General features: G+C 41.1%; 14 protein-coding genes. 7 read left to right on the forward strand and 7 right to left on the reverse strand.

Features of this window, described 5'->3' with window-relative positions:
* Positions 1–52: 52 nt before the first annotated feature.
* Positions 53–727: a monofunctional biosynthetic peptidoglycan transglycosylase gene (gene mtgA, locus F887_RS04620; protein ID WP_005296075.1), complete on the reverse strand. Its 675-nt coding sequence runs from the start codon at positions 725–727 to the stop codon at positions 53–55.
* Positions 728–799: 72 nt separating this feature from the next.
* On the opposite strand from mtgA, the gene F887_RS04615 reads away from it, so the two are divergent.
* On the forward strand, positions 800–1,606 hold the full coding sequence (locus tag F887_RS04615; RefSeq protein ID WP_005296076.1) for a rhomboid family intramembrane serine protease: 807 nt from the start codon (positions 800–802) through the stop codon (positions 1,604–1,606).
* Here F887_RS04615 and F887_RS04610 read toward each other — a convergent pair.
* Both F887_RS04610 and F887_RS04605 read right to left on the reverse strand, forming a co-directional pair.
* Positions 1,603–4,089, reverse strand: a complete 2,487-nt coding sequence (locus F887_RS04610) for an ABC transporter permease (protein WP_005296079.1) — start codon at positions 4,087–4,089, stop codon at positions 1,603–1,605. The two genes, F887_RS04615 and F887_RS04610, sit on opposite strands and share 4 nt — an antisense overlap.
* Positions 4,086–4,790, reverse strand: a complete 705-nt coding sequence (locus tag F887_RS04605) for an ABC transporter ATP-binding protein (RefSeq protein WP_005296080.1) — start codon at positions 4,788–4,790, stop codon at positions 4,086–4,088. Before F887_RS04605 ends, F887_RS04610 begins: the two co-directional genes overlap by 4 nt.
* A gap of 36 nt (positions 4,791–4,826) precedes the next feature.
* On the opposite strand from F887_RS04605, the gene F887_RS04600 reads away from it, so the two are divergent.
* The gene (locus F887_RS04600) at positions 4,827–5,456 is read left to right on the forward strand and encodes an arylesterase (protein WP_005296082.1); all 630 of its coding nucleotides are present in this window, start codon (positions 4,827–4,829) and stop codon (positions 5,454–5,456) included.
* A gap of 25 nt (positions 5,457–5,481) precedes the next feature.
* Here F887_RS04600 and F887_RS04595 read toward each other — a convergent pair whose 3' ends face one another.
* Both F887_RS04595 and F887_RS04590 read right to left on the reverse strand, forming a co-directional pair.
* Positions 5,482–5,922 (reverse strand): aminoglycoside N-acetyltransferase AAC(6')-Iw, encoded by a 441-nt coding sequence (locus F887_RS04595; RefSeq protein WP_005296085.1) that lies wholly within the window; start codon positions 5,920–5,922, stop codon positions 5,482–5,484.
* 107 nt (positions 5,923–6,029) lie between these two features.
* Positions 6,030–6,644 carry a carbonic anhydrase gene (locus F887_RS04590; protein WP_005145019.1) on the reverse strand — a complete coding sequence of 205 codons (615 nt, stop codon included), beginning with the start codon at positions 6,642–6,644 and terminating at the stop codon, positions 6,030–6,032.
* 233 nt (positions 6,645–6,877) lie between these two features.
* Here F887_RS04590 and F887_RS04585 point away from each other — a divergent pair, with 233 nt between their 5' ends.
* Both F887_RS04585 and F887_RS04580 read left to right on the forward strand, forming a co-directional pair.
* Positions 6,878–7,894 (forward strand): alpha/beta fold hydrolase, encoded by a 1,017-nt coding sequence (locus tag F887_RS04585; RefSeq protein WP_005296087.1) that lies wholly within the window; start codon positions 6,878–6,880, stop codon positions 7,892–7,894.
* 25 nt (positions 7,895–7,919) lie between these two features.
* Positions 7,920–8,930: a hypothetical protein gene (locus tag F887_RS04580; RefSeq protein ID WP_005296090.1), complete on the forward strand. Its 1,011-nt coding sequence runs from the start codon at positions 7,920–7,922 to the stop codon at positions 8,928–8,930.
* Between the two features lie 22 nt (positions 8,931–8,952).
* On the opposite strand, the gene F887_RS04575 is transcribed toward F887_RS04580, so the two are convergent.
* Positions 8,953–10,998: a TonB-dependent receptor domain-containing protein gene (locus F887_RS04575; RefSeq protein ID WP_005296092.1), complete on the reverse strand. Its 2,046-nt coding sequence runs from the start codon at positions 10,996–10,998 to the stop codon at positions 8,953–8,955.
* Between the two features lie 225 nt (positions 10,999–11,223).
* Positions 11,224–11,862, reverse strand: coding sequence for a Fe-S biogenesis protein NfuA (nfuA, locus tag F887_RS04570; protein ID WP_004652044.1), 639 nt, complete (start codon positions 11,860–11,862; stop codon positions 11,224–11,226).
* A 153-nt stretch (positions 11,863–12,015) separates the two neighbouring features.
* Here nfuA and F887_RS04565 point away from each other — a divergent pair, with 153 nt between their 5' ends.
* The 3 genes from F887_RS04565 (at position 12,016) to F887_RS04555 (ending at position 15,451) form a co-directional block, all read left to right on the forward strand.
* The gene (locus F887_RS04565) at positions 12,016–12,633 is read left to right on the forward strand and encodes a rhomboid family intramembrane serine protease (RefSeq protein WP_005296094.1); all 618 of its coding nucleotides are present in this window, start codon (positions 12,016–12,018) and stop codon (positions 12,631–12,633) included.
* A gap of 134 nt (positions 12,634–12,767) precedes the next feature.
* Complete coding sequence (locus F887_RS04560; protein WP_005296097.1) at positions 12,768–14,450, forward strand: arylsulfatase; 1,683 nt, start codon at positions 12,768–12,770, stop codon at positions 14,448–14,450.
* Entirely contained in the window at positions 14,447–15,451 is a 1,005-nt protein-coding gene (locus F887_RS04555; protein WP_005296099.1) for an SUMF1/EgtB/PvdO family nonheme iron enzyme, read from the forward strand. The genes F887_RS04560 and F887_RS04555 overlap by 4 nt, the downstream gene beginning before the upstream one ends.
* Positions 15,452–15,523 lie beyond the last annotated feature (72 nt).

Here is a 15,523-nt window from a genome sequence, read left to right on the forward strand (position 1 = left end):
CAATTTGGTAAAAAAGCCCAAAATTATTGGGCTTTTTTTAAAAATTCTCGAATTATTGCGGAAGTTGTATACCATTCATATATTTCAAGATCACGCGTTTACGGTATTGCAGCTTACGGTCATTGCGATTGTCTTGATAATATTTAGGATTTGGCAATAATGCAGCTAAGAAAGCAGCCTGCTCCCGAGTCAGACTTTTCGCACTTTTGCCATAATAAAATTGAGCTGCAGCTTCAACCCCATAAATGTTTTGACCAAACTCAACCGAGTTCATATACACTTCTAAAATACGGCGTTTCGACCACATCCGTTCCATCATCCAAGTTGCAACCGCTTCTTGTCCCTTACGAATGAATGAACGTTTATTATATAAAAACAGGTTTTTTGCCAACTGTTGTGAAACCGTTGAACCGCCTGCAACGAGCTCGCCTTTTTCACTATTTCGTTCCAACGCAAATTGAATCCCAGCCCAATCAAAACCATGGTGATGAATAAATTTGGCATCTTCACCCGCTAAAATGGCGCGTTTGAAATTATCACTAATATTGTCATAGTCACGCCATTCTTGCTTAATCGGTTTGAAGTCGGTCAAATAGTCCCAACGCATAAACATTGTGGTTTCAACAGGATGTGTCCGCCACCAGACCAAACTACTGAAGATCCATAGTTGGATCAGTAGAATAACCCCGATAATCAACATTACTGCGCGTGCTAAAAAGGCTTTCATTAAAGTGCATCACTCCATCGTGCAACAAATTCATGCTAAGCTATTTTTTATATCAATAACTAGCGTAAACACATGACTGAAACGACTCCACCACAAATCAATCAAAAATTGCAAATACAAACATGGTGGTTTACTGCGCTACTGATTGCAGTCAATGTCGGATTATTTGGCTGGCAAATTCTTTCAGGTGTGAATATTACCGACCCTGCCCCAGTAGATGCAATTGCTTGGGGTGCAGATTTTACGCCACTCACCTTCACAGGTGAACCAGAACGATTGTTCAGCAGTATGTTTTTCCATTTTGGCATGATTCATTTAATGCTCAACATGTGGGCACTGTATATCTTTGGCAGCGTTGCCGAGCAACTATTTGGACGAAGCTACTACATCGGTCTGTATTTTCTTGCGGGTTTGATGGGAAGTGTACTTTCAAGTTATTTAAGCATTCGTGATGGCTATGAACTGTTGCAGCACTTTGATCCGAATCTCTTACCACGTATCAGTGCGGGCGCATCAGGAGCAGTCATGGGACTGGGTGCTGCACTGACGGTCATCTCTCTGTTTCCTGCATTACCGCAGCAACGTTTTTGGCTAGATAAAAAATCCTTGTTGATGATTATGGGGATTAACCTTGTATTTGGTTTTACAGTTTCAGGTATTAATAATGCTGCACATATCGGCGGCATGATCATGGGTGCTCTACTCGCAGCAACATGGTATTTCAGCCAAAAAATGCAAAATAAAGCCCTCTTTCAAACCCTTGCTTTAATTTTGGGTACGCTATTACTTGCTGCGTTTTATTGGTATTGCACCGCGTTAAGCACAGGACTCAATCCGTTATGGCATGAAATCCTGCGCCAAAACCAATCTACATTTTAAGACTGATTCATTTCTCTTAAACTTTGTAGCGGTGGAATATCGCATAAATAGCTGAGGCGATAACGGCCGATCAACGTACAAATGATCATCATGCTCAGCGGTAAAATCAACCAAATCTCAGGGTGCCATTGCACTGCCATTTGCATCCTGTGACTTGCAATCGCACTAATGACTTCAGCAAATAAACAGGCAACAATACCCGCTAACAATCCAATGAAACCAATCTCAAGACTGAGCATACGTTTGAGTTTATTTTTAGCAATACCAAATGAACGCAATAAAGCAACCTCTTTGCGACGCTCATCCATCAATACATTCAAGCAAGCGATCAGTACCAACACACCAGATAGCCCGACCAATACGGCCAGTACGGTGACGATCTGAACCAATACATTCATCAAGCGCTTCACTTCTTCCAAGATACGTCCAACATCAATAAAAACCGTATTGGAAAACTGCTGAATCAGTTGCACCATTTTTGGCTGATCCGCTGAGGGTAAATAGAAGCTACCTAAATAACTACCCGCGTTTTCATCCATGGTTTTAGGTGAGAAGATAAAGAAGAAATTCGGACTAAAGCTTTCCCACTCCACTGTACGCAGGTTAATCACTGTTGCCTCTAATGTCCCTTCAGGCAAGCTAAAACTAAGTTGATCACCAATTTGAATCCCTAACTCCTGCGCTGTTTTTTCCTCCACAGACACTTGCCCGACTTGAGTAAAATGAGCCACACCTTGAGTAATCACATTGTCTTTGGGATAGGAATCTGCTTGAGTCAAATTCAATTCACGGCGCAATGAATTGTTTTGTTTGACTAACTCTGGCGCAAAGGCATGGCCATTTTTAGCGACCAGTCGCCCGCGAATATTTGGATATAGCGGTGTCGATTGCCAACCATTTTGTTCAATTTGTTGTTTAAACTGCGGCATATCAAATGGCGGTAAACCGTAAACAAATTGATTGGGCGTACCCACAGGTAATTGTTGTTGCCAACGTTGCAGTAGGTCCGTTCTTAATACACTCAATACCGTAATCAAGCTTAACCCCAACGCCAAAGCAGTAATCTGTAAGGCGGTCTGATGAGGAATCCGGACATATGCAGAAATAGGATGCTTAAGCTGTTTAATAGCTTTCAGTAACAACCAAATCACCGCATAAAGAATAGCGCAAAGCAACAAAATTGCAGTGAGCACCAACATGCTCAACTGCAAGTTATCACTCAACACCAAACTGAACATAATCAAACTGGCGATACCAATCGCAAACATAGCGAAATATGACTTACGCGAACGTTCTTGTTGGCGGATCACTCGAATCGGTGGTGTATTTAATAATTCCCAAATGCTTGGCACAATAAAGCCAACCAACACCATCACACTGGTAAAAATCGCAATCGGCAAGGCATAAAGCAGATCTGCGATTGCGAAGCTCAATTGCAGTTGTGGAATCAGTTGCAGCATCAACTGCAACAACCCATAGCCCAAAGCAATCCCAATCAAACTGCCTAGTACAATCGACAAGGCACTGACGATGCCAAGCAAGGTAATATAAGCCCATAAAATTTGTCGCTTACTCGCTCCTAAACAACGCATCAATGCAATATGATCTTGATTCTGCTGCACATAGCGCTGACTGGTTAAAGCAATCGCAATACCACACAGCAATATGGTTAATAAATTGGCAAGCTGTAAGAAAGTATCCAGATTTTCAATCGGCTTCATTAAGCGAGTATTGGATTGGCTGGCATCTCGGAGTTTAAGCGAACTCTGTTCATTCTCCTCTAATTGTTGATCTGCCTGCGGATCAACATCCTGTTCAGGATGCTGCGATTGCTTAAAAATCTGTTTATAGCGCTTGATTGCATCTGGCTCTCCCGCGATTAACAGTCGATATTCAATTCGACTGCCCACCTGAACAGCATTGGTTTTCGCAATATCTGCTTGGTGAATCATCACTGTTGGAGAGAAACCTGAAAATCCAGTCTCTTGGTTAGAATCACGCTCGATAATGCCTGTGACTGTAAATTGGCCATCAGCAATCGCAAGCGGCTCTCCCATTTTTGCCTGCAATAAATCCATGGCTCGCTGACTTAACCAAACCTGCCCAGGCTGTATCGCTTGTGCTTTAGGTTGAATCTCTAACTGACCACGTAAAGGAAAATTTGCATCTACCGCTTTGACATTGACCATCACAAACTGATCTTGTGTATGCGCCATAGAACTAAATAGGGTGACAGGCGCTTGTTTCAACTTCAACTGGTCTGCCTGTTGCCGCCAGTTGGCTTGAATCGGATCTTTATCCGATAGCACCAAGTCGGCCCCCAACATCTCAGCTGCTTGCAATGCGACTGCATTTTGGACTTGGGTATTACTAAACTTGAGTGCCGTGGTGGCACTGATTGCCAACGAAAGTGCAATAATCAGCAGATATAATCCACCTGTCCGAAAGCTTTGTAGCAGTAAGGGTTTAAGTACTGAACTCATACCCCCTCCTTCAGCTTCACGATTTCCTGGATCTGGCCATCGGCAAGTTTGACATGACGTTGGCATAAGGCAGCCAAGCTCTGATCATGCGTCACCAACACTAAAGTTGTACCGAGTTCTTGATTTAAATCAAATAAAAGTTGCTCAACCTCTTCTGCCGTTTGCCCATCGAGATTGCCTGTAGGTTCATCGGCAAAAATAATTTTCGGTTCAGCAATCAAGGCACGTGCAATGGCGACACGTTGTTGCTCTCCACCAGAAAGGACCTTCGGTGTTTGCTGAGCCTGTCGAATTAATCCTACCCGTTCCAGCCACGCCAATGCTTTTTGCTCAGCTTGCTTGAAATTAAAATCAGGCTGCAAACGCAATGGCAACATCACATTTTCCAAAGCACTCAACTGCGGTAACAGCTGAAAAGACTGAAATACAAAGCCAATATTTTCTAGCCGAACACGAGCCCGTTGCTCTTCGGTTAAACTATGTACTGCCTCACCACAGACCCATAACTCACCCAAACTCGGTCGATCCAGTGTCGCGAGAATACCGAGTAAAGTTGATTTTCCTGAGCCTGAACGTCCCGTAATCGCGATTTGTTCACCTTGATAAATATCTAAATCAATGTCTTTTAAAATCGTAAGACTTTGCTGATTAATTTGAATATGTTGTGTAACTTTTTGGGCAGAGATAATCGGTTGTGGCATGATGTCACGTATCCTTTAGGACAAATTTGAAATACGATGCAAAAATCTAAAGTTATCTGGTCAGTATCAAAAGCAGTTGCGATCATCAGCATGTGTTTGATCCCAACATGGGTTTCAGCAAAGACTATTTTGATTTTGGGTGATAGCCTGAGTGCTGGTTATGGCATAGATGTAAAGCAAGGTTGGGTTCATTTATTACAACAGCGTTTAGACCAACAGTATCCGAAACAGCATAAAGTGGTCAATGCAAGTGTCAGTGGTGAAACTACCAGTGGTGCACTAGCAAGGCTGCCAAAGTTATTACAAACCTATAAACCTGAAGTGGTTGTCATTGAACTTGGCGGCAATGATGGATTACGTGGTCAACCGCCACAAATGATTCAAAAGAACCTTGCTCAATTGGTACAACTTAGCCAAAAACAGAAAGCCAATGTTTTACTGTTTGGTATGAAAATACCACCGAATTATGGGACAGCCTATAGTGCGGCTTTTGAAAATAATTACAAAATTGTAAGTCAGCAATATAAAGTGAAATTACTGCCTTTCTTCCTTGATGGTGTGGCTGGGCAGAAAAATTTGATCCAGAATGATCAAATCCATCCCAATGCCAAAGCACAGCCAATCATGCTGAATGTAGCTTATCCCTATATTAAAGGCGCCTTATAAGCGCCTCTTTAATAACTAGAATCTTTTAACTGATATTTTTCTTGAAATAAACCACGCGTTCAGTTTCATGAAAACCTAAAGCCTGATGCATTGCATGACTGATGGTATTATCAATTGCTGCATCTGAAGCAAATTCAGTACATGCATATTGTTTTGCCCATTGTTCTACTTGTTGAACCAATTGAGTGGCAATACCTGAACGTCGGTGCTCAGGCAGGACATAAATCCCTTCCAGAAACGCCACAGGTGAGGTTTGTGTACCGTTCACATATTCATGTCGAATGGATGCTTCTAACATCGCAATCGGCTGTTGCGTTTCTGAATATGCCAATAACTGCAAACTATCTGTTCGTGTAAGTAACTGACGCATTTCCAATAAATGCGCATCTTCATGATCAGGCCACAGCAAAATTCTTAATTGTAACCAATCTGCCAATAATGCTTCAGATATAGGCATAATTTTCATAGCCTTATGACCCTTCTCTATCCATTACTGCATGAAACCAAAAAAAAGAAATTTCGATTTGCTGAATCAACTAAAATGATGGCGAGCTTATTCACCCGCCATCAGTATTAAAAATCAAAAAAAGTTACTTCACCTGTTTCAAGCGAATATTCTGCACCGACAACAATCATTTTACCTTTTTCAATCAGGCTTTCTAACACGGCAGAACCATGACGAAGTTGATTTACCGAAGCAAATACATTAGAACGTACCGCATGCGCAGACAGCTTTTTCAAATCGTTTTTCAATTCAGTTTGCATCAAAATTTCAACCGAAGGGCGAACACGGTTCACAATCGACATTAAATTTGATGAAGGCGGGTGATCAGGATGCATCAAGGTATCAATCGTGGCCTGAATCGCACCACAGTGGCTATGACCAAGTACCACCACAACTGCACAATCATAGCGCTCTGCAGCAAACTCAACACTTCCGACTTGTGATGGTGCAACGATATTTCCTGCAACACGAATCACGAACAAGTCACCTAAGCCTTGGTCAAACACCATTTCTGCGGGTACACGTGAATCAGAACAGCCTAGAACAATTGCAAAAGGATTTTGATCACTTGCCATCTCGGCACGTTCTTGGTGAGATAACAACTTTTGTTGAACTGCTTCCCCTTTTACAAAACGGGCATTACCAGCTTTTAAACGTTCTAATGCTTCTTGTGCGGTGAGCATGCGTGTATCCATTTGTGATTGAGCTAGCCAAACAGTTTAATGTGCGCCTGTTTGAAAGTCACTGACAAAAACAGAAACTCTCAATCGAACTCACAATCTTTTCATTGCGAAAATCGTAGAAAATTGATGATTTCATTGGCAAGAATTTCCAGACATCTGTAAATTATGCAAATGACTCCTGTAGCGTCTTCCCTAATAATCAATATGTTTAAAAATAAATCAAGGACAGAACAATGAACATGAGAAATCGATTTTCCTTCCCCTTTCGTAACACCTTAACCGCTGCTGTGCTTGCCTGTAGTTTCACAACAGCTGCAATCAGTACAACACAAGCAGCAGAAATTGAGATGAGCTTTCAAAATGTTCTACAACAAGAACGTGCATGGGCTGGTCTACAAACCAAGACTTTAAAAGTCGGTGATATTACATGGTCGTATAGTGAAGGCGGACAAGCCGGAAAACCGATTGTGATTTTGATTCATGGTTTAGCAGGAAGCCGTGATAACTGGAACCGTGTCGCACGTGCGCTCACTGCAAATTATCATGTGGTGATTCCAGATTTGCCAGCCAGCGGTGAAACACAGGTTCCGAAAGACTTTGATTATTCGGTTCCAAATGTGACTGAAAAATTACGTCGTTTTGTCGAAGCAGCCAACCTCACAGGACCTGCCCATGTCGCTGGTCATTCATTGGGTGGCTCAATTGCGATGCTCTATGCAGGTCAATATCCGTTTGAAACCAAAAGTTTGTTCTTGATAGATGCTGCAGGTGTTTATAAGTCTGCCACCACCCCTTACTTAAAAGACCCAAATCAGTTGAAAAACATGATTGTGAGCAAGAAAGGCGACTTTAATTTCTTAATGCAACAAGCCATGTATAGCCCGCCTTTTATTCCTAAGGAAATTGCCCAAGCGCAAGAAAAAATGATGATTGGTCAGATTGAGCAAACCCAGAAAATGGTCGATCAAATCATTGCACTCAATAAATTATATACACCCGATTCATTTGCCTTACTTGCACGTTCAATTGATGCACCAACACTCATTTTATGGGGCAAGCAAGATAAAATTATCAATGTCGAGGTTGCACCTGAGTTAAAATCACTTATGAAAAATGCGCAAGCACCAGTGATCTTGGACAATGTTGGACATATGCCAATCTTGGAAGCAGATCAATTGGTGGTTCAGCAATATTTACCGTTTTTAAGCAAAATTCAGGCACAAAAACCTGCAACTGCGCCATCACCATAACTTTGAAGTAATAATTTGAGATTTTATGTCTAAACATCCAATGATAGAACAACTGATTGATGCACAACTTGATTTCCTTGATGCAGAGTTTGCACAAGCAGAAACCATTCAACTTGAGTTTAAACAGTTCTATCATTGGTTGCGTCTACAACAGCTACAACATATTTGGTCGTTTGAACAAATTTTTAAATTGATCGAAACACAAATTTTAGCTACACCTGCCAGCTCATTTTTAGTTGAACAGATTGCAGAACATATCCGCTTTGCCTTGATCCATCCTGCCAACGATCAAACCAGCATTGAGGATGTCATTCCTGTGCTTACCATCGACTCAATCGCCCAGTATGTGGCGAGTAAAAGTGGTCATCGCCAACGTTTGATCAAAACCATTGTCAATAATCCTGCTTTTTCAGCACTGATTACGCAACTGATTCAGCATTCCATTCAAGACTATTTAGATAACTCCATGGTGTCTAAACGAGTTCCTGGTGTTGGACATTTTATGAAAATGGGAAAATCGGTTTTAGAATCTGTGACTGATTCCAACCTGAATGACACGATTGGACATTACCTCCAAAAGAATATTTTAAAAATTAGCCAGATGAGTGAAAAAGTCTTAAATCAACATTTTAATGACGATAAGCTCTACCATTTCCAAGCCAACCTTTGGCATAAAATTAAAGTCATGCCTTTATCGGTATTGCGTCATTATGTCGAAGTGCAAGATTTGCCTAAAACAGTGGGCATGGGGCACGAGATTTGGGATCACATTCGTCAGACCCCTTATCTCAAACAGCAAGTACACGATGGTGTATATGCATGGTATGCACGTAATCAGGAACGCACTTTTGACCTGTTATTGCGTGATCTGAATATCGATGAAGAATTGATTGAAAATGAATTGAATCATTTACTCAGCTCTGTTTTACAACACGTCATTGCAACAGGTTATTTAAGACAACGTGCACGCGCGCATTTAGAAAAATTTTATTATTCTGAAAAAATCCAAAACATTCTAAGTCAGAAAGATCGTTAAACGATCTTTCTGACTTATTCACTTAGTATTTAACAGTTACGCCGACAAATGCACGTTGACGTTCTACTAAATATGAATCATCGCCATTTGATAAGTTCTTATCAAATAGATTGCTCAAACCAGTTCTAAACGTCAGATTATGATTGTAGTTATAGTTTGCAGACACCCCAAAAATGGTATGAGGTTTTTGCAGGCTACTGGTTGTTACATTATTGCCAAAATATTGTTTTCCTGAATGTTTTGCATTGAATTCAAAAGCAAAAGCATCTGTTGGTTTCCAATTTAAAGCTGAGTTCACTGTAATTTTAGGTGTCGTAATTAGCTCTTCACCTGTATCTAAGTTTTTTGCCTCAAAGAAATAAGTCATATTATTGTTCCAATACAACGTATCTGTGAGTGGGAAGTTTGCAACGACCTCTAAACCTTTCGTCCGTGCTTTACCTATATTTTCATAACGAGTATACCAACGACCGTTAATCTTATCTAATGCAGCATAATCAATTTTATCTTTGAAATCAGTATGGAAATACGTCACACCAAGATCAGCGTTAAAGCCCGTATAATTGAAGCTAATTTCATAGTTGGTACTTTCTTCAGGTTGCAGATTTGGATTACCAGCCATGTAACAACCACCTGTGGTATATCCCAATGGGATTAGAGAACTACAACCGCCCCCTCTAGAAAAGGTCGCTGCACCTGCAGTTGTTTCTTTTAATGATGGTGCTCGGAAACCTTTTGCAACTCCACCTTTGATGGTGAAATCTGTCACTGGATGAAAAACAAGATAAGCTCGTGGACTATGATGTGAACCGTATTTATCATCATGGTCTAAGCGATCACCAATCGTTAAATTTAAGTTGTCTAATAAACTTATATTATTTTCCAAGAAAACTGCCCAAGTCTTATTATCAACAGTTGGGTCTGAATATTTCTGCCCATCCCAACTCCCATCTGGCGATGTTCCAATCGTTTGAGTATTGGTCAACTCATTTTTCTTCCACTGCCCACCAACCGTTAACGATTGTTCAAACAATACATTGAATGGAATATTCAAATTACCTTCAACAATTGTTTCATTTGATTTGGCAATACCACTCTCATTACTACTATCGTAATCATTGTAATATGCAGATAGTTTAGATTTACCAAAACCCCAATCCCCATCATGGGAAATACTATAAGTGTGATGTTCTAAATTGTCTGGCCCCCAAGAGATCTCCCCCTCACTAATCGCACCACCACGCCCAACGACCTCACCAAATCCTGCTTTATTTTTTTGAGTTGAAATTCCTGCTTCAACAGCAACTTGATGTTTATCATTAATTTTATAATTCAATAATGCATTATAGTTTTCATCAATGTATCCAGAAGTCCCTTTACCAGCTTTAATATTCTGATCAGCTTCACGCTCTGTACGACCAGCAGTTAAACGCAAGCCTAAACTATCAGTTAATGGACCTGTCACCATAACACCCATTTGGTCAGTATGGCCTAAATCCCCTGAAGTCGTCGGAACAGTATAATTACGAGTTAAGCTCCCGCCCCATTTGGTTGGAATCTTACGGGTAATGATGTTGATTACCCCACCCATCGCATCTGAACCATAAAGTGAAGACATTGGGCCTCGTACCACTTCAATTCGTTCAATCATTTCAGGTGTAATCCAGTTTAAATCCTGACGACCTAAATCTGGGCGATAGTTTGTATCACGAGAAGAGCCAATACGTTTTCCATCAATTAAAATAAGAGTGTAATTGTCAGGTAAACCGCGTAATTTAATTTTTGAACCATCACCATTAGGACTCGTTCCACCTGTAACACCAGGAACTTTATTCAATAATTCACCAATACTGCTAACTGGTTGTTTTTCTATGTCTTCACGCGTAATAACACTAATACTGGCTGGTGCATCCTTTACGTCTACAGCTTGACTACTTGCTGTCACAACGATCTTTTCTAATTGAACTGCATCTTTAGTCGTTTGAGTTTCTGCTGCATATGCAACAGCCATCATACTACTGACTACGGAAACTGCGAGTAGTGATTGACGTGCTATTTTGTTAGACATATTCCCACCTAATTCAAAGAAATCTCAAAAATTACTTAAAAAATTCACGAGAATTCTAACAAAAAACAAATAAAACTCAATAAAAATGATAATTATTATTATTTATATATTCATTTTATTTTGCATACATCTTGTTATGAAATAAAGAAAAATATCTTATTTTTTGATTAACCAATAAAAAAAGCCCTCGAAAGGGCTTTTAAAAATACAGTAAATTTCTAGCAATTATTTGAAATAAGCGCCTTCTGCTTGTGTATGATCCGTTTGGTCAACCACACGCTGTAGTTCAGGCACATGCTGTCTCAATGTCGTTTCCACACCCTGTTTTAAGGTGACATCAATCGCAGAACAACCTTGGCAACCACCACCGAATTTCAATACAGCAGTAAGACCGTGTTCTGGATCATTATTGACTTCTACCAAACTACAATTACCGCCATGCCCTTCAAGACCTGGATTAATTTCAGATTGCAATACATAAGTAATGCGCTCTTCAATTGAAGCATCTGGGCCTACGCGTGGCACTTTTGAGTTTGGTGCACGGAATGTTAATTGACCACCAAAACGATCTTTGTTGTAGTCAATTACAGCATCAACCAAATACGGAATTGATGGCGCGTCAACATACGCAGGAAAGTTAGGATAATCCTGCTTATAGTCTGTCGGCACGACTTCTTCAGGCGCGCTATATGCCATACAACATTCAGCACGTGGAGTACCTGGATGTTCTACAAAAACACGAACGCCAATTCCCGGGGTATTCTGCTTTGCTAATAAATCACCTAAATACTCTTGTGCAGAGGGAGTAATTAAAAGGTTTGGAATTTCTTCTGCGACAGCAGTGTTGGTGTTCTCAGTCGACATAACAATAATCCTCAAGCTGATGTCGTTATATTAACCGAAGATGGAGGGTAATTAAAAAAAATCAACCATTTTTGTAGGAATTCTATGCAAGAACATTGTTTATTAAGTTTTTAATGGCATTATTGCTTAGACTCTGATCAATTTAAAATATTTATGTTACATCTACCCTTTGGTCACACTGTGACACTGATCATTCTTACTGTGGCAATTTCCTTGCTGGCATTCTCCAATCAGGCAGTAATGAATCGTTTGATCTTTTGGCCACCTGCAATGCAACGTGGGCAATACGACCGTTTTATCACGCATGGTTTCATTCATGCCGATGGCACGCATTTATTGTTTAACATGATCACGCTGTTTTTCTTTGGCAATATCATTGAAAGCTTTTATCGTCAGTTTTTCTACGACATGGGCTTTGTCTTATTTTACCTCGGTGGATTGATTGTTGCGATTCTACCGAGTTACATAAAACATCGTCATGATGCACGCTGGGCAAGCTTAGGTGCTTCTGGTGCAGTTTCTGCGGTCTTGTTTGCTTACATCCTGTTCCAGCCTTGGAACTTGATTTTCGTATTCTTTATCCCTGTTCCTGCGATTATTTTTGCCATTTTGTATGTGGCCTATAGCATCTGGTCTGGCAAACGCGGCAATAGCAACATCAACCACAGCGCTCATCTATGGGGTGCTGCCTATGGTGTGGTGGTGACCATTATTCTGGAACCTAGAGTCATTCCTCATTTTCTGAACCAATTGGCCAAACTGCCGTTCTAAATCATTTTAAGCATGAGCCCCAATATCGGGGCTTTTCTTTTTTTTAGATTAACAATCAAATTTTAATTATTTTTATCATAAAAATCATCTCTCTAAACTCGCCATAATTCTTTTATAAAATTCAGCTGATTCTAATGTCTCGTAACAGCCTCCTGAGCACACTCTCGATTGCACTTTTTAGCCTTTCAATTTCAGCGTGCAGTAATAATGATTCTGATAATTCAAATACTGTAGTTGAAACCAAGAAACAACCCAATGTTTTATTCATCATGGCCGATGATTTGGGTTATTCAGATTTAGGGGCGTTTGGTGGAGAAATCCATACTCCGAATATCGATGAATTGACCCGAGCAGGTCGTATTTTAACGGATTATCATACCGCACCAACCTGCTCGCCAACACGTTCACAATTGATTTCAGGTACTGACCACCATTTAGCAGGAATTGGGGCGATGGCGGAACTTAATAAACCTCATTTAAAAAATCAACCTGGTTATGAAGGTTATTTAAATGAACGTTCGCTTTCCATTGCAGAAGTGCTGAAAGATAATGGCTACCGAACCTATATCAGCGGCAAATGGCACTTAGGCTTGACGGATGCAACCAACGCGCATGCCAAAGGATTCGATCATTCATTTACACTCTTACAAGGTCTGGATCTACATTTCAAACAGGCGCCAGCAGCATATAACCGTAACGCCACTTATACTGAGGATGGCAAGCAAGTACCAATCTCATCCTTGCCTGATGATTTCTTCTCTACCAACTACTTCACCGACAAACTGATCAGTTATCTAGAATCAGGGAAAAACTCAGGTAAACCGTTCTTTGCCTATGCCGCTTACACCGCACCGCATTGGCCTTTACAAGCCCCTGCCGAATATCGTGACCGTTATCGTGGTGTTTACGACGTAGGCTATGATGTGATTCGAGATGCACGTATTGCCCGTCAAAAACAGCTTGGCTTAATTCCAGCGAATTTTACTGCGGCTGAACCAATCGCCACACAAAATGCACCAGAAAAATATGGCAAATGGAATGAACTTTCAAGTGAACAAAAAGCACTGGAAGCCCGCAGAATGGAAATCTATGCAGGTATGGTCGAAAATCTGGATGCCAATATCGGTCGTGTCATTCAATACCTCAAAGCCAATGGCTTATATGACAATACTTTAATTTTCTTCGTTTCAGATAACGGCGCAGAAGGCTTTATTCGTGGCAATTATGGTGCTGAATCTGGTTTTGATAATAGTGTCAATAATGTCGGCACCTCGAGTTCCTACCACTATGTGGGGCCACGCTGGGCAGAAGTCAGCGCTGCACCTTTCCACCTATGGAAAGACACTGCAGGTGAAGGTGCAACCACTGCACCTGCAATTGTAAAACTCCCATATCAAACCAAAACTCAAACCACCCATCATGGTTTTGCCTCTGTTCTAGATGTTTTCCCGACGGTTTTAGATTACGCCAATATCGCAGTACCACAAGGGCAATATAAAGGTCGTCAGATTAATACCCCAAGTGGCTATTCATGGAAAGCTGTGCTCGAAAATAAAGCCCAAGCTATTCGTCCAGTCAACTTTAGTTTTGCAGATGAATTACATGGCAGTAAATACGCCCGCCAAGGAGATTGGAAAATTGCATTACAAGGTAAGCCAGAACTAGGAACTGGCACTTGGGAACTGTACAACCTCAAAAATGATCGGGGCGAAACACAAAATCTCGCTCAGAACAATCCTGCAAAACTGCAAGAACTGGTAGATGTATACAATCAATACACGCAGAAAAATGGCGTTAAGGAATATTTCCTTAAATGAAGTGGATGACCTTTTTAGTTTCTCTCAGCAGCCTGTCGCTTGTGGCGGGCTGTAGCAAAGTTAAGCCTGATCATACAAGCCATACTCGTACGCAAAGCAGTTCGCTAGCTCAGTTGGGTTCATTGCAACAATGCAAAAAATATTTGGGTGTACCCGACGCATGGCAAGACAATAAAACTGCAGGCATGGTGTGGATTCCTGAAGGTTCATTTCAATTGGGATCAAATCTTGCCTACCCAGATGAGCTGAATTTTGGAAAATCACAACGTCAGGTAAAAGGGTTTTGGATCGATCAAACTGAAGTCACTGTGGCCCAGTTTTCCAGTTTCGTCAAAGCGACGGGCTATATCACTGATGCAGAAAAACAGAAGCAGGCTGCAGTATTTTCTCCTGATGTGAATAACCCAAATCAATGGTGGCAACTGAAAGCAGATTACACCTGGAAAAATCCCAACGGTAGCGCAGGTCAAGCCCCTCTTCCCTCTGAGCCAGTTCGTTATGTCACCAAGAATGATGCAGAACATTATGCAGTTTGGTTAGGTCGCGATTTACCCACAGAACAAGAATGGGAATATGCCGCCAAAGCAGGCTCAAAAACAGATACCCCCTTACATCAAGCGCCACAGGATGCACATCAACATCCGCAAGCCAATTATTGGCAAGGTGAATTTCCACAGAAAAATACCGCTGAAGATCATTTTGCAGGGGTGGCACCTGTGGGCTGTTATGCCGCCAATGCCTTTAAGTTATACGATATGATCGGCAATGTCTGGGAATGGACCTCTTCTGTTTACCATGGTGCTCATGATCAGCACATGGGTAATTACGCAGAATTACGTCAACAAAATACCACGGCAACCCAGTATGTCCTTAAAGGTGGGTCTTTTTTATGTGCATCAAACTTTTGCGCTCGTTACCGCAATAGTAGCCGTTATCCACAAGAATTTGATTTAGCCGCAACACATGTTGGATTTAGAACCGTTTTCCGCACACTGGAATGATACAAATCTGCATTAAAAACATCCATCGGGCCGCTAGCCGAAAAGTAACAGCCAATTTAAAGTAGATAGGAA

The sequence above is a fragment of the Acinetobacter sp. NIPH 2100 genome (assembly GCF_000369805.1).
Lineage (GTDB): Bacteria > Pseudomonadota > Gammaproteobacteria > Pseudomonadales > Moraxellaceae > Acinetobacter.